Raw genomic sequence first — 19,315 nt, 5'->3', positions numbered from 1 at the left:
TCATGGAACAGGTATCATTTATTGTCTGGCGTGAAAGCGTCGAAGCTCTGTTGATTGTCGGTATTCTCTACACGTGGTTACGCGAATCACCCGAAGGGCGGCGCGGTTTTCGCTACTTGTGGGGTGGAGTGGCAGCAGGGTTGGCACTGGCTATTGCGTTGGCCTTTGTGCTCCTAGGCGTTTCCTCGTGGTTGTCAGACGATGGCCAGGAATGGTTTCAGGCTGGCATGGCGCTGGTGGCTTGTGCATTGGTTGTGCAGATGGTGCTGTGGATGAAAACCCACGGTCGGGCTCTCAAGGGCGAGCTGGAAAGTGGCGCACAGCAATCGTTACGTACTGACAGTTGGTGGGGCTTACTCGTTTTAGTGATGATCGCTGTCGCACGCGAAGGAAGCGAAACTGTCGTTTTTTTGTACGGCACCGTGTCGGCCGGTGCAGAGTCGGGGAGCATGCTGCTGCTTGCACTGGCTGGTGTAGGAGGGTTTCTCGCGGCGTTGGTGACGTTCTGGCTGTTACAACTGGGCGGTAAATTGATCACCTGGCAGCGCTTCTTCATGCTCACTGAGTTTCTACTGCTGCTACTGGCAGGTGCCCTGTTAGTCGGCGGCTTGGATCATCTGATCTCGTTGGGTGTGGTGCCGCCGTTGATTGATCCCGTATGGGATAGCAGCGGTTTGCTCAGTGACAGCAGCGGGATTGGTAAGGTTCTGGCGGATTTTGCGGGTTATCGAGCGTACCCTGCGTTGATTACCGTCGTCGCCTTACTGGTCTATTGGGTGACAGTTCTAGTGGTGTTGCGCTGGATGAACACGCGCGCTGAACGTATGCGAGTAGTTACCCCTTGAAAAGTATTTTACAAGAGCCAGAGCCCGCTGCGACACCGACGCGGCTCGCTGGTGTGAGTTCGGCCGTTGCGGATTGGTTGCGAGATCACGCCTCGCTGTTGCGTAAGCTTCAGTGGGTGGTAGTGGCGCTCTACGGCTTTTTACTGATCGTACCAGCGACGTTGCCGTTGCCCGACAATAGCGCCTCAGTGTTCAACAACCTCACGATAGCGGCGCAGTTTGCTTTTTGGGGAATCTGGTGGCCGTTTGTGTTGGTATCCATGCCCGTGATGGGGCGGGCCTGGTGTGGTGTGTTTTGCCCGGAAGGAATGCTGAGCGAGTGGGCTAGCGAGCGCGGTCAGGGCCGTGCAATACCACGCTGGATGCGCTGGGGCGGCTGGCCATTCGTGGCTTTTGCATTGACCACCGTATATGGCCAGATGGTCAGCGTTTATCAGTATCCATTAGCGGTGCTGGCTGTACTGGGAGGATCGACCCTCGCTGCCATGTTGGTGGGGTGGCGTTACGGTCGCAGCAAACGCGTTTGGTGCAAGTATTTGTGCCCGGTCAACGGTGTTTTCAATCTGCTGGCCAAGCTGGCGCCATGGCATTACCGGGTGAATGGCGAAGCTTGGCGCAATCCAATAATACGCACGCAAACCATTAACTGCGCACCGCTAGTGCCCCTACGGCATATGAAGACTGCTGGAGATTGCCACATGTGTGGGCGCTGCAGCGGCTATCGTGGTGCTGTTTCCTTGCAGCCCCGCTCTATGGAAGAGGAAGTGGTGCATACTAGCGATGGAGACAAGTGGCAAACAGTGCTTATAGTGTTTGGCATGATGGGTATCGCGATGGGGGCGTTTCTATGGACCGCCAGCCCATGGTTCGTAGCTATGAAGCAGGCCTTGGCCACCTGGTTGATCGACGTGGATATCACTTGGCCTTTGTTGGATAACGCACCTTGGTTCATCCTCACGCACTATCCTGAGGTCAATGACAGTTTTTCATGGCTCGATGGCGCATGTTTATTGTTGTTCGTTGCAAGCACCACAATCGTGATTGGCGGCCCACTTTATTTCGCCCTGTGGCTGGCTGATCGAATCCTCCCCGCACTGGCCGTTCGCCCCCTATTGGGCGGTCCCGGTCTACACAAGTTGGCGCAGTCATTGATTCCTTCTGCCAGCGTCGGAGTATTTCTAGGACTATCGGCAACGACGTTGACGTTGCTCAAGCACGAAGGGGTGCAGGCGCATTGGGCTACGCCGCTGCGTTTTGCTTTATTGACACTGGCAATCTCGTGGACCCTTCGCCTGGCTTGGCGTGTCATTGGACAGCGCCGCAATGCAGGGCTAGGTCTGCGATTGATTGCTTGGCTGATCGTGTCAGTAGGATTGGTACCGTTTTGCACTGCGTGGATTTTGTTTTTTGTAGTTTGGTAAGGCCAAACTGGAAAATGTCTATTGGAATGGGGGCAGTCCAATCTGGCTGGCCACCGAACCGATGGACATGCGCGCCGGCACCGAGACGGCATTGGCCCGGGTGATCACGGTGTTCGGTGCGGCGAAGCCGCACTGCGCTTATCCGTTTGCCAATCGCCGGGCTAACCGAATGAAAGTGCTGGTACACGACGGCGTGGGAGTTTGGCTTGCTGCGCGGCGACTGAACCAGGGCAAGTTCCACTGGCCCGATATTCACCATGGCTGCGAGGTCGAACTCGACAGCGAACAACTCCAGGCCTTGGTACTGGGCCTGCCCTGGCAGCGCGTTGGCGCAGGCGGTGTGATCAGCATGCTGTAACCGCCGGCCATTTGGCCGGTCTACTTGTCGTCGTCCCGTGCCTGCTCTGGCACAATCGACGGCATGACTTCTTTGCCCAACCTCGACCAGATGACCCCGGAACAGCTTCGTGCCTTGGCGGCACAGGCGTTGCAGTTGCAGTCCCAGGTCGAGGTGATGAGCAGGAAGATCCAGAACGATGAAACCATCATCGAGCAGCTCACGTACGAAATCGCTCTTCTCAAACGCCACAAGTTCGCCAAGCGCAGCGAGCAAATCAGCCCGGCGCAAGGCAGCTTGCTGGATGACTTGCTCGATACAGACCTTGAAGCTATCGAGGCCGAGCTGAAACAGCTTCTCCCTGCTGCGCCACAGGCCGAACTCCGACAATTCCCTAAACGAGCGCCATTGCCGCCGCAGTTTCCACGCATGGTGATTCCCCACGAGCCAGAGAACACTCAGTGTGCCTGTGGCTGCCAACTTCAACGCATCGGCGAAGACGTCAGTGAGAAGCTGGATTACACGCCGGGCGTGTTTACCGTCGAGCAACATGTGCGTGGCAAATGGGCCTGCCGTCAGTGCGAGACACTGATCCAGGCGCCGGTGCCGGCGCAGGTTATCGACAAAGGAATCCCGACCGCAGGCCTGCTGGCCCACGTGATGGTGGCCAAGTTTACCGATCACCTGCCGCTGTACCGGCAGGAGAAAATCTTTGGCCGCGCCGGGCTGGCCATCGCTCGCTCGACCTTGGCCCAGTGGGTCGGGCAAACCGGCGTTCGACTCCAACCGCTGGTCGATGCACTGCGTGAAGCCGTGCTGAACCAGGGCGTGATTCACGCCGATGAAACACCGGTGCAAATGCTTGCGCCAGGCGAGAAGAAAACCCACCGGGCCTACGTCTGGGCCTACAGCACTACGCCGTTTTCGGCGCTCAAAGCGGTGGTTTACGACTTCAGCCCAAGCCGTGCCGGAGAACATGCGCGTAACTTTTTGGGCGACTGGAGTGGCAAGTTGGTCTGCGATGACTTCGCTGGCTACAAAGCCGGTTTTGAGCAAGGCATCACTGAAATCGGCTGTATGGCCCACGCCCGTCGCAAGTTTTTCGATCTGCATGTCGCAAACAAAAGTCAGCTGGCCGAACAGGCACTGCACTCGATTGGCGGCTTGTACGAGGTTGAACGCCAGACTCGGGACATGAGCAATGAAGACCGTTGGCGAATACGCCAGGAAATGGCGGTACCTATCAGCACAACGCTACATGACTGGATGTTGGCCCAGCGCGACCTGGTGCCCAACGGATTAGCCACAGCCAAAGCCCTTGATTAAAGCCTGAAACGCTGGGTAGCGCTGACGCGCTACCTGGACGATGGGGCTGTGACCATAGACAACAATCAGGTGGAGAACCAGATCCGGCCATGGGCACTCGGACGCTCGAACTGGTTGTTTGCCGGATCGCTTCGCAGTGGCAAACGGGCAGCGGCGATCATGAGCCTGATCCAGTCGGCGCGCATGAATGGGCATGATCCGTATGCCTACCTCAAAGATGTGCTGACGCGGCTGCCGACGCAACGGGCCAGTGAGATCGGGCAATTGCTACCGCATCAGTGGATGCCGGCCTGACTTACGCAAGGTGAGTTCGCCGGACGCCTACCAAAAAACAACGCAAGCGCTATTACCTCTAATCAGAGCCTTTTTCAGGGCTAGGGAACGACGGTGAGGACATAAAAGAAAAGCAACCTTACTGGCAATTAATGAGGCTGTTTTTATCGCGTATGATTCTGAGCTATTTCCTAATTTGGGCTAGGTTCCACTCAGTGGATCTAACTTAGACCAAGGCAGGTGAAAAGTGGGCAAGCGGATTATTATTGTCGGAGGAGGCGTTGGCGGCACAATGCTCGCCAATCAACTGGTCAAAAAACTCTATCCAGAGATCCAGCGTGGTGGGGTACACATTACCCTACTGTCGAACTCGCCTGATCACTTTTATAAACCCGCGTTCATGTACGTTGCCTTCAGTCAGTTCTTCCAAGAAGAGTTGAAGCGCCCGGAGCGCTCTTTGTTACGCCCGGAGATTGATTTTCAGGTCGACGAAGTTACTCGTTTCGATTTCTCCGGACAGCAAGTGCAGACCCGCAGCGGCAAACGCCATGGCTATGATTTTCTCGTCATCGCCACAGGTTGCGTTCCAGCTCCTGAGCGCATAGAAGGACTTAAAGAGGCCGGCGACCACTACTATCAATACCAAGCTGCACGGCAATTGGCCCAACGCCTGAGCACCATAGAAAAGGGCCGTATCTTTATCACGGTATCCTTCCCTGAGACGCCAAATGTTCCGCACCAATGCGGTATCGCTCCGGTGGAAACGACCTTGATGCTAGACGATTTCCTGCGGCGGCGTGGTGTACGGGATAAGGTTGAAATCATTTACACATACCCAACCACTGCCCAACTCCTACGTAATTGCTTGTTCTTGCAGCGGCCGACTGGTGAGATTCTTCCAAGCATCTTTGAGCAGAAAAACATCAGCTTTCTGCGCGGTTTTACATTGAATAAGGTCGATCCAGATCGGCGCATTGCCTACTCCGAAGAAGGTGACGAACAACCCTTCGACATTCTGATGGCAACTCCGCCCATTCGTGCCGTGGATGTGGTTATCGAAAGTGGTGCATCACAAGCCGAGAATTACGAAGGCTGGTTGCCGACCAATCATGAAACGTTACAGGTCTATGGGCTCGAGAGCGTATATGTAATTGGTGATACGGTGGATCTACCTATCAGTAAGGCAGGAGGAGCCTGCCACAATCAGGCACCTGTCATCGCCAATAACATCACTGCCGAAATCCGCCTAGGAGTCACCAATACGGTGTATGACGGGCGCGTCCAAGCAGTGGCACAGATGGGGCTGAATGCCGGTATGCCACTGTGGTATGACTACACGCACGATGTTCTGCCTACCCCGCCGAGCAAACTAGGTGGCTTGCTGCGTAATGGGTTCAACCGCGGCCTGTATTGGGCTGTGGCTCGAGGAATGCTTTGACCCTGTACAGGGAGGAGTGAAAGCCATGGATGCACCCAATAAGTCGCCGGTAATCAGTACCGACATCAACGCTCTCTCGCCTGAACACAATGCAGTATTCGAAGCGCTGCTAAGCAAGCTGCAACCGCTTTTGGATGGCGGACGCATGGAAAATATCGTTGATGTTCTAGCTTTGGTCTCCGACCTTGTCGACCTGCTAGATCCTGCCTTGGTGGAAAAGCTTGCGGGATTGTTTGAGGACGCCACTGCTACTTCCTGGAGTCTTGGCAATGCGTTACGTGTGGCCGTGGCCGAAACCAGAGAGCAGGTGACGCCCCCCAGCCTTTATGGGCTGCTGTCAATGCTCCGCGAAGCGGACACCCGCCGTGGAGCGGCACTGATACTCAGAACGCTGAATGTCATCGGAAGACAACTATGAGCTAAAGGACTCACTCATGATCGTCAATCCTCAGCCGTCAACGGTAAGGATTGCCGATACCCATTGGGCCCCCAAGCCTATCTGAATTTTTCCCGCCTGAGAGAACGACCGTTGGTGGAACTGGTGGACCACGACCCCCTGCGCAAAACCCTCGATCTAGGCATGGCAAGTGGCCTGCTGTGCAATTTCGACGGCGGCGAACAGCCCGGTGGACGTCGGGTCTTCCCACCCCAAGGCGGGCGATAGTAAGCGCCCTCAACCTGTCGGGCCTGGCCTGGCTCTCGCCGCGACTGTTTTCCGACTTTCTTCTGCACCGCGACCCCCTACCCAGCCGTCCGACGCAGGTAGAAGCCATTTCCGGCGCCTGCATGCTGGTCAAGCGCGAAGCCCTGGACAGCGTCGGCGGCTGGGACGAAGGCTATTTCCTGCACTGCGAGGACCTGTACATGCGCTTTTGCCAGGAAGTTCTGCCCCTGGCCAGGATCTTTCACGCCTGGGGAGCCTGCAGCCGCCCCCGCCCGGTGTTCGTCGAATGGCACAAGCATAGGGATATGATCCGCTTCTATGGAAAGTTTTTTCGCGAGGACTATCCCCGAGTCCTCTCCTGGAGCATCTATAAAGTTGTCTGGGTACGATTCGGGTTAGTGGTGGGCTATCACTGGCTGGCGCAGGTGGGACGGATGCTCATGAGCCTACCCAGCGACCTCAATGGAAATTCGAAATAGGTACATCGGAATTCCAATCCAGTTGTTCAAGACTGGTTCGGCAGACGCTTACCAATCTTTACCTTCAAACCGCTTCTAAATGAAAGCTTAGCAAACAGAGGACGTCCATGTACGGCTATAGGGTCATAGATGCACCAGGGTTCAGCCTCGATGCGTTGGTCGGCGCCCGCGTTTGGCACATATCTAACAGGGTGATAGTTACTGGGAGCCTTGGCGGCCTGCAAGTCTGCCAGTTACCACGAAAACTTCAGCTGGGTCGACCCGCTGGTCGGCCTGCGTGCATTCCTTCCCATTACGCAAAAGCTCTCCGTTCAAGCGCAGGCCGACATCGGTGGGTTTGGCGCAGTATCCGACTTCACATGGTCGACTCTGGTAACCTTTAATTATGCTTTCAGAGATAGCCTTTCTACCTCCGTAGGCTATAAATTGCTCGACGTTAATTACGATTACAACGGCCACGTATACGACACGCGCTTCAGCGGCCCAGCGCTCGGAATGACCTATCGTTTTTGATCAGTGAAGGCTTCGCCCAGCCGTCACAAGGATTGGTATTCACTATGTATAAATTCGCACTCACGCTCGCCACCTTAACTGCAACCGCAGTCCTGGTGAGCGCCGAAGTCCAAGCCTGTGCAAGGGCTGTTTATCATGGCCCTGACGGCATGAATATTACCGGCCGCAATATGGACTTCAAGGACGCCATGGTTAGCAACTTCTGGGTCTTCCCTCGCGGGATGAAGCGCAGTGGAGCCTCCGGCTCGCGCTCAATTGAATGGACATCGAAGTTCGGCAGCTTGGCCGTGTCTGGCTATGACATTTCGACGGTGGACGCCATGAACGAGGCCGGCCTAAACTCCAGCCTGCTTTGGCTCAACGCCACAGAGTTTCCCAAGGACGACGGGAAGACGCCTCGCATGTCGCTCTCGGTGTGGGCACAGCTCTATCTTGATCAATTCGCGACGGTATCAGAGGCGGTTGATTATACGCGCAGCCATCCCGTGCAGGTGGCAAGCGGTGAAGTACCTGGCCGACCCGGCAGCCTCGCACCGTTGCATTTGACGCTCTCCGACGCCTCTGGCGACAGTGCTGTACTGGAGTGGATCGGCGAAAAGCTGAGCATTCATCATGACCGCAAGTTTCAAGTGGTGACGAACGCCCCCCCTATGGCAGCCAACTCGTCAACCAGACATACTGGAGCGCGGTCGACCCACTCAACTTCCTACCTGGCAGTGGCCGCTCCGAAGACTGCTTCGTACGCGCGGGCTTTTACATCAACGCGGTAACCCAAAGCGACGACCCGCGAATCGCCGCCGCTGTTTTCAGTGTGATCCGCAACGCTTCGGTACCCTATGGCGTAAGCATTCCTGAAGCACCGAACCTTTCCACAACCCGTTGGCGCGTGGTGGCTGATCAGAAAAGCATGCTCTTCTATGGCGAATCGGCAACTTCACCCAACGTTTTCTGGGTGAACTTGAAAAAACTTGACTTTTCTGAAGGTGCGCATGTCCGCAAACTCGACCTTGGGGTGGACATGAACCGTATCCTTACCGGGGAGGCCTCGAGCCAATTCGTTACTGAAAAGCCGTTCAACTTTATGGCCGTCGAATGAGACTCACCAAAGATTCCTGGCATTCCGAGAGTGGCTAAGTTCGCCGCGCTCTTCTACGATTACGACCGAATCCACTGGAGGACGAGGCTGGCGTTGAGACTATGGCTAATGGCCACGCTGGCGATGGAAACGACGGGCTGGACGCACTCTTGAATGACCTGGGCTTTGAAAAGGTGGAATACGAACGGAGTGTGTAACTCTTAACTATATATCCACCGGTCCCGGGACAGACCATATGATTTAATTGAGATATTTAAGGTTTAAGGTAGGTCTACTAACGAAGCTCTGAACCTTGCCCTAAACAAAACAGCAGAAATAGGAGGCAATAGCCTATGCGTCCGATCTCTGAACAGGGTCAAGTCTGGCACTGAAGTAGAGGGGGCGGCGATAGAATGGCACTAGTGAAAAGAGAAGCCCAGTACTGCACAAGGCTTCTCACTTCTTCAATTATTGCTTAAGCAGTGGCCTGGGCTACACTCACTGAGTCGGACCATTACCACTCCCTAATCCGGCATCAGCCCGCTTCGGCGGGCTTTTTTATTTTCCACTCAGCGCTTGCTCTCGCTCAATAGCAGCCACCATCCAATCTCCCGCCTTTTGAATCTGGCTATGCCACTCCTTGCGGTCAACTAGCCCCAGTCGTAACATTTCATTAGCAGTGGAGATTAGGTGACAGTATCTGTCGTCGATACATTCATCGGCGCTATCAAGCACAGCTAGCAGATACTGCCATTCAATCAATGCTGTATTTTTCATGACCTCGACCTCATCAACTACCGATCACCGCTTTAGGTATAGCAATTCTCGACGAGATAAGAAGCCATCAAATAAGCATGAGCTCAGCGTCCAACTGACGTTCTCAGACCATCATAGGCCTGCTCGCACGTCCCCCCCGGACACCGCGTTGATCAGTGCGTTTGAACACGTCGGCAAGCACCAAGACGGCGCGGGAAGCTGCCGAGCTTGCAGCGGCAGTACAGGAATTGCCGCCGACCTGACTTGTGGTCCGGCTTGCGGTTCGGTCTGCCTGGTTCCGCACGCCGCGATCATAATAAGCAGCGGAACCATCAGCAACAGCTTCATCATTCCTGCGTTGTTCATCCTGCACCGCCTTGTTGATAAATTGTTGGTAGGCCTGCTTCTTTTATCGTTCTTCGGTTTCCGCCAGACCCCAAGCTTGCTTATCACCGGCGTCGCGGGCATTCCAGCGCGCTTGCCACTATTTATCCTTCAAACATGCCGCGGTGATTACCTCACTCTACCACCAAGGCATGGCCCGGCAAGGTATCCCCACCCCCACAGAACCCCAACTTTAGCAGCAAGTAACTGCGCTTCAGTAAGATATCAGCGCCCGGGACCAAGCCTTAGACGACGTAGCAACAGAGAACAAACGGCGTGAATTGTTCCGGCGCGATTGGTTCACCGATGCGCAGAGGCCGCAAGCCCTGCTGATCTCTGCCCCCCGATACATCGGCAACTCCGTGTTACCGGCAAAGATCAAGGTCGCCCTATCCGCTAACGACAACGTATGATCACTTCACCGAGGGTAGAAGAACTGCTGTCGGCTGGATCCAAATGCTGGACAGCTAAGCCACCGAAGGCGGCGAGCCATAAGTAATTTGATCGGCGAGCCCTGGAAGTGATTTTCACAACCTGCAACATTAAGAGGTAAGACAAAAGACCTTGAATGACCACACAATAGCCAATACACAGATTACATGAGCTGTGTGTATAGTTACCTTTTGAGTCTGGGCACCTCTAAAAACACTTGCGTTTTTAAGATATGCAGAGAGAAAAAGCATCGTTATGGAGCATGAAAATGCAGACTCATATAGAGCAAACTGAGGAAATACTGATCATCAAGAAGGGGACGTTCTTTGAAGTGCGCTGGGACTACCAGAATGCGCCATACATACTTGCTCTACGCATTCAATGTGAGCGTCTCGACAGCTTTATAGACGGTTTCATTGACGGTGCTTTAGCTGCCCTAGAGATACCAACCAAGAATATCTATCGCAAAGGCTGCTCGATCGGAACGGCTAAAAACCTCGAAGAGCATGTAGCAATTAAACTAGCAACCATAATCACAGACCTATTTTCCCCCCTGCTGAACATCGAGCCCAAAAGTCTATCCAAAGAAGCAAGTCAGCAAGTGGACTGAGTGTCGCCTCTTGCGAAGCCGACGTTTTACGTCCGATGTATGGATAAATAGCTTTTTCCTAATAAAGGCCGACTAATAAAGAACTCCGTATGAACAACGAGTGGCAGTTGATGCTTCGGTGTGAGTCTATTGTTAGCCTCTAGAGAAAGCATTTCCAAAATTCCTCGACATTGCGAAAGCCCCAAGCCTCAGGAGACTCGCGTCCGACGATGCGGTCCGTACAGGTCGATTTGGCGAGATCAATGACTTTGGGTAGGATGGGTGTACGCCCCTTGGCCATGAAGAACACCTTGACCTTGGGCATCAGCAGCGAGCGCTCATGCTGCTCGATTACCACCCCCAGGGCACCGCTTTCAAGGCGCACCAGGGAGCCGACGGGGTAGATACCCACAGTGCGGACAAAGGCCTTGAAGATGCTCTCATCAAAGTGCCCCTGCCACTCGGCCATCTTGTGAATCGATTCGGAAGGTCCCCATCCCTTCTTATAGGGGCGGTCCGAGGTGATCGCATCGTAGACATCACAGACCGCCCCCATGCGTGCAAAAAGGCTAATCTGTTCGCCCAACAGCCCGAAGGGATAACCTGAGCCGTCGTCCTTCTCATGGTGGTGCAAGCAGACATCCAGGGCCAATGCACTGACGTGATGACTGGACATAAGAATTTCGACGCCGGCCTGCGGATGCCGGCGGATCAACTCGAACTCGGCGTCGTCGAGCCGGCTAGGCTTGTTGAGAATAGCATCCGGTACCACAGCTTTGCCGATGTCATGCAGCAGGCCAGCAATACCTGCCTCATGCACCAAATCCTCGGAAAGTCCAAGCTGGCGCGCGAGGGCGATCATCAGCGCGGACACTGCCACGGAGTGAAGGTAGGTGTATTCGTCCGCCGTCTTCAGCCGGGCCAGGCTAATCAGGGCATTTGGATGCCGGTGAATAGACCTGGCAATTTCGTCGACCAGGATATCGACCCCGTCGAGCTTGATAACTGCGCCCATCCGGACATGGCTGAACATCTCCACCACGGCCGACTTCGACCGTTCGCAGATGCGCAACGCCGCAACCAGTTCATCCTCCATGCTTGAACGGATGACTGTGGTTTTCTCGGTGATGCCTTCCAGACGCACATCCGCCTGCTTTCCCGCCTCCTCGGGCGACAGGCTTACCGCGTCAGGAGGTACATCGAGCCCTTTGCTGATATCTATCCAGACCTGAGAAACCGAAGAGTTCAGGATCTGCTTCAGATCCTGCTCATTACTGAGTAGGAACCGCCCTCTCAAAAAAGGATGATTCAACCAGGAACCGCAAAGCTCCTTTATATACATGCCAACGCAAAGGTCAGTCGTTTTTATAAGTTTCAACATGGCAAACAGCCTGTATCAAAGTCACAACTCACGTCCTGCGATTAAAAGCGACTCCCAGTCGGATATCTGCATTGCACCATCTCAGCCCATTGTTTGTGCCACTCCTAGTCGATAGTCAAGGTGAATCGCCCTGGGTTTTGTGGAGGCCATTTCATTTAAGTCAGGCCGCAACGGCCTGATCTGTTTGTTGCTGGTAGAAGTTTGCCTCAGCCTCCGCAGGTGGGATATACCCGATTGAGCTCAGCAGGCGCTGGTGGTTGTACCAGTGCACCCATTTCAAAGTCGCCATTTCAACAGCCTCGCGGCTCTTCCATGACTGTCGGTAAATCAGCTCGGCTTTGTACAGCCCGTTGATGGTTTCAGCCAAGGCGTTGTCATAGCTGTCGCCCTTGCTACCCACCGAGGGCTCGATACCGGCCTCTGCCAGCCGCTCGGTGTAGCGGATTGATACGTACTGGCTACCCCGTCGCTGCGATGAATCAGACCACCCATGCGATGCGGCTGACGGGCATACAGTGCCTGCTCCAAGGCGTCCAGTACGAAGTCGGTCTTCATGCTGGTGCTGACTCGCCAACCGACGATCCGCCGCGCAAACACGTCAATCACAAACGCCACATACAACCAGCCCTGCCAGGTCGATACGTACGTGGAGTCCGCCACCCACAGCTGATTTGGGCGGTCGGCATGGAACTGGCGCTGCACGCGATCCAGCGAGCACAGCGCCTTGTCCCCGGCCACTGTTGTGCACACAACCTGACCGCGCCTTATGCCCTTTAACCCAGCCTGGCGTATCAATCGCTCACCCGTGCACCTGGCTGCCTCGATGACTTCTCGCCGAAGCTGCTTCCAGACTTTCATCGCGCCATAGCACTGCATGTTGGTGTCCCATACGCGCTGGATTTCCAGGATCAATGCGTGATCGCGCCGAGCACGGCAGCATCGCAGTGCCGGGTTGCGCTGCTGTGCCGCATGCCGACGGTAACCGGACGGGGCGATCTGTAAGACACGGCAGATCGACTCGACCCCAAGACGGTCACGATGCAGATCGACAAATGCCCTTAGGACTTGGTGCGGCGGTCGAGCTCCGCCTGGGCAAAATATGCACTGGCTAGACGCAGAATCTCGTTAGCTTTGCGCAACTCGCGATTCTCTCGCTCCAGGGCCTTGAGACGATCGCGCTCATCGGTGGTCGGCCCAGGACGCTGACCGGCATCGGTCTGCTGGCGACGAATCCAGCCGTGCAGGGTTTGCGCAGCACAGCCAATCTTCGGCGCTATGGCCTCAATGGCCGCCCACTCGGACGGATAGTCGTTCAGGTGCTCCTGAACCATGCGCACGGCACGTTCACGGACTTCAGGGGAATAGGTCGTAGTCTTTCTCATGGCCTCATCTTCTCAAGAGTTGAGGCCTCCACGAAACCCGGGGTGATTCATCTAGAGGATAATCATTCGATATGGCCACCCCTTCAGTATTCATACCAAAAACATACAACAACTATATAGAACCACATAAACCACTACAAACAGCGCTGTCCAAATATATGATTATTTTTTAGCGCCTCCTTCAAATCGTCAATTGACAATGGTTTAGAATACCAATAGCCCTGGCCAAACTGACATCCTTGCTCACGCAAAGCATTAGCCTGCTCAAGCGTTTCAACACCTTCAGCTACAACCTGAACACCTACGCTTTTTGCAATATTAAGGACAGCCTGAACCACTGCCTTATCAAATGCATTATTAGGAAAATCGCTAATAAATAATTTATCAATTTTTAATCGATCCACAGGCAAACTTTTCAGCAACTTCAAAGAAAAATAGCCTGCTCCAAAATCATCTATAGCGACTTCCACTCCTATATCATGCAGAGCGATAATAGTATCGACAGCCCGAGAAACATCATGAATTGCAATAGTTTCCGTAACCTCGACTTCCAGACGGCTTACAGGAAGAGCAACTCTTGAGAGTGTAGTGGATACCAGCGCAACAAAATCATCCTGTGCAAAAAAACGACCGCAGATATTGACTGCCACAGCAACATCAAGCAAACCTTCAGAAATCAATACCTTATTATCCTCGCACGCCCTACTAAGCACCCATTTATTTATTTCAGGCATCAATCCGTGCTCTTCAGCCAGGGGAATAAAAATTTCCGGAGCGATGTAATTATTTTCATGATCACGCCACCTTAGCAAAGCCTCTAATCCAGAGGGGCGATAAGGTGGGCATAGTTCAAATTGAAGCTGATAATGTAACTCAAGCTGTTTCAATTCAATCGACTTCCGAAGACGATGAACAGTTTTAGTAACAAAATCTAGCTGCTCTCGCATTGACAACCTATAAACCCTGATGCAATTACCACCATTAGCTTTAGCCTGATACATTGCAAGATCTGCATCATTTACCAGTTGCTCGACATCAAGGCCAGGTTCAAGACATAAGCTTATTCCAATGCTCGCACGAACTACAAAATCAATTTGATTTAATTCAAGGGGACTTTTCAATAAATTGAGTATTCCTTGCGCAAATCGCCTCGGAGCATTTCGATCCCTACGAGCTATTGATGCTATAAGAAACTCATCTCCACCTAATCGAAACACCAAATCAGAAGTCCCCAAATACTTCCTCAGACGATTAGAGACCCCCTCAGCAACCCATCACCCACTTGATGCCCATACCTGTCATTTATATACTTAAAATTATCAAGATCTATATAAAACAAAGCAAACTGAAAACTCTTATAATCACAATCAAGCATATGCCTACTGAGGTTTTCTTTAAGATAATTACGATTCAGGAAGCCAGTAAGACTGTCATGAGTTGCCAGATAAGTCACCTGATCTAAAACCTTCCTACGGTCCCCCGCATGAAATATACCAACATTTACTTCTCCACCATTAACACTTAATCTCCCCAAACTACAACCAAGGGAAACAATCTCACCAGACTTCATGGCAGTGGGCAACTCAAGAAATCTCGAAGGGAAAGACACATCTCCAGATGACGAAACCAGCTTAAACCCTTCATCATTGGCAGGCTGCACATCTACCAATAGCGAACAAAAATTAGAACCTATTAACTGAATAGCCGTCCTACCAAATACTTGCTCAGCGGCAGGGTTAACAGCATGCACTATCCCATCATGATTTATAATCATGACCGCACCAGACACGCTACCAAATTTTTCATTAATCAGCGCAGTCAACATTAACCCTTGCGCGCTAGTTACCAAAGCCCCCTCCAACTCCTCATTCATCATTAGCCTCCAGAAACCAAAACCATACCTCTCAAAAATTACATCAGATACCAAACAAACCTCAAAGCAAAAAACAGCCCCAGGCAAAACTAACTATCGACACGTAAAAACCAAAGCAACCGCACACTCCGTAATACAACTACCGCTCATGACTAACCAAGCTGCACCATAATGTTTTTCTTCTAGTAACAGCACAACAGACGCACAATCATTGCACCACATCAACACCTCATTAACTAGCCACTCTCTAGCAACCTCATACTTATCATAAGCGCATAATCCAATACAACCCTAGCAGAAGCAGAGAGGGCGTGAGGATTAGAATAAACCACATATAATCCCTCTCCCTCCGCATGAAAATCTGGTAATACACGCATGAGACTGGAGCTATTTGCCATGTATAGTGTATTAGCAAGCAAAATACCCATGCCGTGATCTGCAATATTAATTAGCGCTGGAACAGACTTACTCTTTAACCTATTACGTAGCGAAATAGCCTTCACACCAGATCCATCTCGGAGTTTTAATTCGGCCTGCCCCCCCCCCCAGAAGCAACAATACTCTTTTAAGTCATCAATAACCTTCGGCACTCCATTTCGCTCAAGATATGAAGCACTTGCAAACAAACCAAGCATAGAAGAGCAGACCTTTCTTACAACGTAACTTCCCGTTCTCGGCCGCCCCCAAAAAAACATCAAATCGATTCCCTCCTCTATAAGTTCGGATTCTACATCTGAAACAACCACTTCGACTTCAAGACCTTTATAATTAACTAATAACCCCCCAAAAATTCTCTCGCGCAACAATTAAAAAACCCCGATGGCACCTGAATTTTTACCTTTCCAGCAACATTCCCACATGATGCCTGCAAAGAATTTATCTTGTCATTAATTACATCTATATGCGAACTGCAGCTATCGAAAAGCCTCTGACCATCGACGGTACATTTCAACGTTTTCGTCGATCTAATAATCAAAACGATCCCAAGCTTTCTCTCCAAACCGACCAACCGTCTACTCAAAGTATTAGCTGGAATCGATAGCTTTTTCCCTGCTTTGGCTAGACTCCCACTACGCACTATTTCAACGAACAACCCCATATCATCAAGCATCGATAATCACTCTTAACTTTATACGAGAGCTTACTTCTAAACTGATCAGAAAACCATACTACTATGGCAATATGATATCGCAGATATAGATCAGCCTGGAACTCAACTTTATGGATTACCACCATCCATAAATGGACGCCCACGACCGACTATTTATTGGCGCCTGTGATTTGGCAGCGCTAAAAAATCATCGTCAATCTAGCTATCTCTCTTTGACCTTGACAGCCCTACGCCCAGAGGATCAACATACTCTATATAGGTTTTTTTAATGCTCCTTAAATTGCAAGAATCTATTGATAACTAGAATTTAAATCCAAAAAATCAGATATCATAATTCCGAATTAAAACTCACCCTCAACACCAGCAGAAGAATAAAAACCTTACCCAATTAAAAGCCCCTCTACTAAAAACGGCTACAAACGATAACCAAAAGCTAACCTCCTCCCAAACCAAAAACACACAAACCAGGATAAAACATGAAGTTTTGGCGCTCACAGAGAGCAAATAAAGACACCGAAATAATTAGACTGACTTGCGACCTAGAGTTAACAGAAAAAAAGCTCAAATCATCAACCACACGCTTGTTTGAGGCGGAACAGCTAACAACGAACTTAGAAAACAAAACAAGCGAACAAAACAAATTACTTTCCAATTTTTCAAAATTCTCGCAATCACTTGAAATTATACAATCATCATTTGCAGAACTAGCTGATCGAATGAGACGAGAAAAAGACTACGTGATAGAAGCTCAGAAAATCTCCAGAAATAGTCGACATGCTATTGATTCAATTACCACCAACTTAGATATACTAGCCTGCTCTTCTGAGGACGCCTCGTTAAAAGTTGGAGATCTTGATAGGCAAGCTCAAAAAGTCAGCGGGATACTTGAAATAATCAGAAAAATTGCTGATCAAACCAATTTGCTAGCTCTTAACGCCGCTATTGAGGCCGCACGTGCAGGTGACGCAGGTCGAGGATTCGCTGTCGTTGCAGACGAAGTTCGCCAATTGGCAAAACGCACCGCAGAAGCAACCTCGGAAATCAATAACTTAGTAAAAGATATTTGTACTGGCAGTTCTACTAGCCGAGATCAGATCTCACATTTAGCAGAGCGGTCTGCATCTTTTAGCAAAGATGGGAACGAAGCAGCAAACACCATGCGCAGTCTACTAGAGATAACGTCAACCACTGAGCAAACGGTTTCAGCATCAGCACTTCGTAGCTTTTGCGAACTGGCAAAAATCGATCACCTGATATACAAATTTCGTATATATAAAGTTCTATTTGGAATTACGAATGAAGGTGAAGCAGACTTCTCCCCTCACACTAAATGCCGCTTGGGGAAATGGTATTATGAAGGCGAAGGCAGGAGCTATTACTCACATCTTCCTGGATTCAAAGGAATCGAACCTCCGCATAAAAGAGTACATGAAGCTGCCATTGCAGCTTTACGCGCTTACTCCGAGAATAACACAGAAAAAATGCTAATAGAAGTTGCCAATATGGAGCAGGCGAGCCTGGAGGTGCAGGAGTGCTTGGAGCTTATGGCGAATAGTGGAGAAGATACCCCACACCTTCTTAAGGATTGCTGCTAACTATGCAGTAGCACTTAATACTTTATTTTACTTTAAACACATGACTAGCTATCGCTTACAGTATCTTTGGGTATTCAAGGGAGCTACAAACATTTAATCTTGCGCGCCTCAGAAAAATCAGACCTCTAAGACGCGCAGCACAAGAAAATCATTGCCAACATTCAAATGAAGCATTCTCCTTCAGAAGAAAACAAAACACTAAGATCGCATCATGATACATTGGTAGTTTATCGCCATTAGCCCCTCTGCCTTTCTGCTGAATAATCATTGGCGCTCTTTACGGCTCAGGCTCACCGCATCTTTCGTTTGACCCAGTAATCGGGCTAAACACCACAACACAAGATGCAATACTAAACCTCGCAATGGGAGTCATGCTCATAATCTTGCCGACGCTCTGGATTGTAATTCTAGTTTGGGCAGGGAAAAAACAGTAAATCGCATTGACGGGCTCTCTCCAGAAAATAAGGATGCTCAAGCCGCAGGAAAGCATGGAAAAAACTCGTAGGAGATGCTGTAAAGACCGTTTTAAGATAAAAGAAAACCCCAACAGATAGGTGACCTTAATTAGTGAGGAAAAATTCAATCCTCGAAGCATAAGTAAAAATTAAGGTGATCATACTCACCATAAAAAGGCGCTCTGCATTGTTCATCTCCGATCTCAGAGATAGTTTTATCTTCTAAAAACTCTATCTGTATCAACTTTCGAAAAAGCACAGAGACCGACGCACAGAAGGATCGTCGTCAAAAGAGCAGAAAAGATTCTACCGAATAAGTTAATCAAGACGACAACAACGATTTCGCATTTTATCCAATGAACCATTAGGCGGCAATTATACAGAAAGAATCGGGGCACAGCCCTCAGCACATCACTTAGGCGATGAGCAAAGGTTATATTGGCTACAGCCTCCATTATCTTTCTCTCAATTCAGCAAGAACATCTTATTTTTAAATAAGACACCTTTGCTGTTTTAGCAAGGTATACGGCGCAAAGTGTCGCCCCTCATCACGTAGCATACCCTCATGGCCAAACACAACGTCATTCTCTCAAACCCCATGGAGCAGTCCATAGACCAGTTAGTAAAGGATGACCATTACCAGAACTGAGGTGGTGCGCGTCAGCCCCCGAATGCAGCCCTAGCTTGAAGCATTATAATCCGCCTGGCTCGAAGCATCACGCGAAGCTACATTAAACGGCATAGGGATGCTTAAATCTGGGCAGATTGATGCTATATTTGATAAAGATCTAGACGCCAACTTCGAGGCCCCAGAGTAATTGGCAAGCGAGAAAGAATGAGCTAGCTTCAGATACAAATTTCAAAGCAGGCTCAGGCGTACGTCATCGACATCCTTCGGTACACAGAGGTGAGTTTTCCTTACGTAATGGAACTCAACCCAAATTTGATGCACCTAAATTTGCTCGGAATGCCCAAATCATGATTAA

At 51.0% G+C, this 19,315-nt stretch carries 14 protein-coding genes, 5 pseudogenes and 1 other annotated feature; of the genes and pseudogenes, 13 read left to right on the top strand and 6 right to left on the bottom strand.

The window, feature by feature from the left end:
• Positions 1-2 precede the first annotated feature (2 nt).
• The 9 genes and pseudogenes from U873_RS0112690 (at position 3) to U873_RS37220 (ending at position 8,392) form a co-directional block, all read left to right on the top strand.
• Positions 3-845: an FTR1 family protein gene (locus U873_RS0112690; protein WP_025128612.1), complete on the top strand. Its 843-nt coding sequence runs from the start codon at positions 3-5 to the stop codon at positions 843-845.
• Positions 846-898: 53 nt separating this feature from the next.
• Entirely contained in the window at positions 899-2,266 is a 1,368-nt protein-coding gene (locus U873_RS0112685; protein WP_029978373.1) for a 4Fe-4S binding protein, read from the top strand.
• Positions 2,267-2,273: 7 nt separating this feature from the next.
• Positions 2,274-2,624 (top strand): IS66 family insertion sequence element accessory protein TnpB, encoded by a 351-nt coding sequence (tnpB, locus tag U873_RS37235; protein ID WP_371261308.1) that lies wholly within the window; start codon positions 2,274-2,276, stop codon positions 2,622-2,624.
• Positions 2,625-2,687: 63 nt separating this feature from the next.
• Positions 2,688-4,223 (top strand): annotated as a pseudogene (locus U873_RS34350) (IS66 family transposase).
• Between the two features lie 226 nt (positions 4,224-4,449).
• Positions 4,450-5,640 (top strand): NAD(P)/FAD-dependent oxidoreductase, encoded by a 1,191-nt coding sequence (locus tag U873_RS0112670; RefSeq protein WP_025128609.1) that lies wholly within the window; start codon positions 4,450-4,452, stop codon positions 5,638-5,640.
• 25 nt (positions 5,641-5,665) lie between these two features.
• On the top strand, positions 5,666-6,058 hold the full coding sequence (locus U873_RS0112665) for a DUF1641 domain-containing protein (RefSeq protein WP_025128608.1): 393 nt from the start codon (positions 5,666-5,668) through the stop codon (positions 6,056-6,058).
• Positions 6,059-6,426: 368 nt separating this feature from the next.
• Positions 6,427-6,783, top strand: coding sequence for a glycosyltransferase family 2 protein (locus tag U873_RS37230; protein WP_256244333.1), 357 nt, complete (start codon positions 6,427-6,429; stop codon positions 6,781-6,783).
• Between the two features lie 557 nt (positions 6,784-7,340).
• A complete protein-coding gene (locus U873_RS37225) occupies positions 7,341-8,066 on the top strand; it encodes a linear amide C-N hydrolase (protein ID WP_043274539.1) in 726 nt (241 codons plus the stop codon).
• The gene (locus U873_RS37220) at positions 8,054-8,392 is read left to right on the top strand and encodes a hypothetical protein (protein ID WP_256244345.1); all 339 of its coding nucleotides are present in this window, start codon (positions 8,054-8,056) and stop codon (positions 8,390-8,392) included. Before U873_RS37225 ends, U873_RS37220 begins: the two co-directional genes overlap by 13 nt.
• 537 nt (positions 8,393-8,929) lie before the next feature.
• On the opposite strand, the gene U873_RS0112645 is transcribed toward U873_RS37220, so the two are convergent.
• Positions 8,930-9,148, bottom strand: a complete 219-nt coding sequence (locus U873_RS0112645) for a hypothetical protein (protein ID WP_025128607.1) — start codon at positions 9,146-9,148, stop codon at positions 8,930-8,932.
• Between the two features lie 1,063 nt (positions 9,149-10,211).
• On the opposite strand from U873_RS0112645, the gene U873_RS0112640 reads away from it, so the two are divergent.
• Positions 10,212-10,553, top strand: a complete 342-nt coding sequence (locus tag U873_RS0112640; protein ID WP_025128606.1) for a hypothetical protein — start codon at positions 10,212-10,214, stop codon at positions 10,551-10,553.
• A gap of 139 nt (positions 10,554-10,692) precedes the next feature.
• On the opposite strand, the gene U873_RS0112635 is transcribed toward U873_RS0112640, so the two are convergent.
• From U873_RS0112635 to U873_RS37550, 5 genes and pseudogenes are all read right to left on the bottom strand, one after another.
• The gene (locus tag U873_RS0112635; protein ID WP_025128605.1) at positions 10,693-11,913 is read right to left on the bottom strand and encodes an HD-GYP domain-containing protein; all 1,221 of its coding nucleotides are present in this window, start codon (positions 11,911-11,913) and stop codon (positions 10,693-10,695) included.
• A 160-nt stretch (positions 11,914-12,073) separates the two neighbouring features.
• Positions 12,074-13,295: pseudogene (locus tag U873_RS35180) on the bottom strand (IS3 family transposase).
• Positions 12,901-13,017 (bottom strand) — a sequence feature (AL1L pseudoknot). (Overlaps the previous pseudogene by 117 nt.)
• 137 nt (positions 13,296-13,432) lie before the next feature.
• Positions 13,433-15,069, bottom strand: a pseudogene (locus U873_RS37555) (diguanylate cyclase domain-containing protein); the annotation flags it as partial.
• 335 nt (positions 15,070-15,404) lie between these two features.
• A complete protein-coding gene (locus tag U873_RS35165; protein ID WP_081818651.1) occupies positions 15,405-15,974 on the bottom strand; it encodes a LysR substrate-binding domain-containing protein in 570 nt (189 codons plus the stop codon).
• Complete coding sequence (locus tag U873_RS37550; protein WP_371261307.1) at positions 15,941-16,267, bottom strand: LysR family transcriptional regulator; 327 nt, start codon at positions 16,265-16,267, stop codon at positions 15,941-15,943. The genes U873_RS35165 and U873_RS37550 overlap by 34 nt, the downstream gene beginning before the upstream one ends.
• A gap of 905 nt (positions 16,268-17,172) precedes the next feature.
• On the opposite strand from U873_RS37550, the pseudogene U873_RS37545 reads away from it, so the two are divergent.
• From U873_RS37545 to U873_RS37205, 3 genes and pseudogenes are all read left to right on the top strand, one after another.
• Positions 17,173-17,421, top strand: a pseudogene (locus tag U873_RS37545) (methyl-accepting chemotaxis protein); the annotation flags it as partial.
• Positions 17,422-17,436: 15 nt separating this feature from the next.
• A complete protein-coding gene (locus U873_RS37540) occupies positions 17,437-17,874 on the top strand; it encodes a CZB domain-containing protein (RefSeq protein WP_371261306.1) in 438 nt (145 codons plus the stop codon).
• A gap of 263 nt (positions 17,875-18,137) precedes the next feature.
• Positions 18,138-18,379, top strand: a pseudogene (locus U873_RS37205) (conjugal transfer protein TraG); the annotation flags it as partial.
• Between the last annotated feature and the right edge of the window lie 936 nt (positions 18,380-19,315).

It is taken from the genome of Pseudomonas sp. PH1b, assembly GCF_000633395.1.
GTDB lineage: Bacteria > Pseudomonadota > Gammaproteobacteria > Pseudomonadales > Pseudomonadaceae > Aquipseudomonas.
This window is presented reverse-complemented; position numbering and strand designations above follow the sequence as displayed.

What these genes read in the sequence shown, in the direction of transcription:
- U873_RS0112690 (WP_025128612.1), top strand. Translation starts at nt 3, where the DNA reads ATGGAACAGGTATCATTTATTGTCTGGCGTGAAAGCGTCGAAGCTCTG.
- U873_RS0112665 (WP_025128608.1), top strand. Translation starts at nt 5,666, where the DNA reads ATGGATGCACCCAATAAGTCGCCGGTAATCAGTACCGACATCAACGCT.
- U873_RS37230 (WP_256244333.1), top strand. Translation starts at nt 6,427, where the DNA reads ATGCTGGTCAAGCGCGAAGCCCTGGACAGCGTCGGCGGCTGGGACGAA.
- U873_RS37225 (WP_043274539.1), top strand. Translation starts at nt 7,341, where the DNA reads ATGTATAAATTCGCACTCACGCTCGCCACCTTAACTGCAACCGCAGTC.
- U873_RS0112645 (WP_025128607.1), bottom strand. Translation starts at nt 9,148, where the DNA reads ATGAAAAATACAGCATTGATTGAATGGCAGTATCTGCTAGCTGTGCTT.
- U873_RS0112640 (WP_025128606.1), top strand. Translation starts at nt 10,212, where the DNA reads ATGCAGACTCATATAGAGCAAACTGAGGAAATACTGATCATCAAGAAG.
- U873_RS0112635 (WP_025128605.1), bottom strand. Translation starts at nt 11,913, where the DNA reads ATGTTGAAACTTATAAAAACGACTGACCTTTGCGTTGGCATGTATATA.
- U873_RS37550 (WP_371261307.1), bottom strand. Translation starts at nt 16,267, where the DNA reads ATGGGGTTGTTCGTTGAAATAGTGCGTAGTGGGAGTCTAGCCAAAGCA.
- U873_RS37540 (WP_371261306.1), top strand. Translation starts at nt 17,437, where the DNA reads ATGCGCAGTCTACTAGAGATAACGTCAACCACTGAGCAAACGGTTTCA.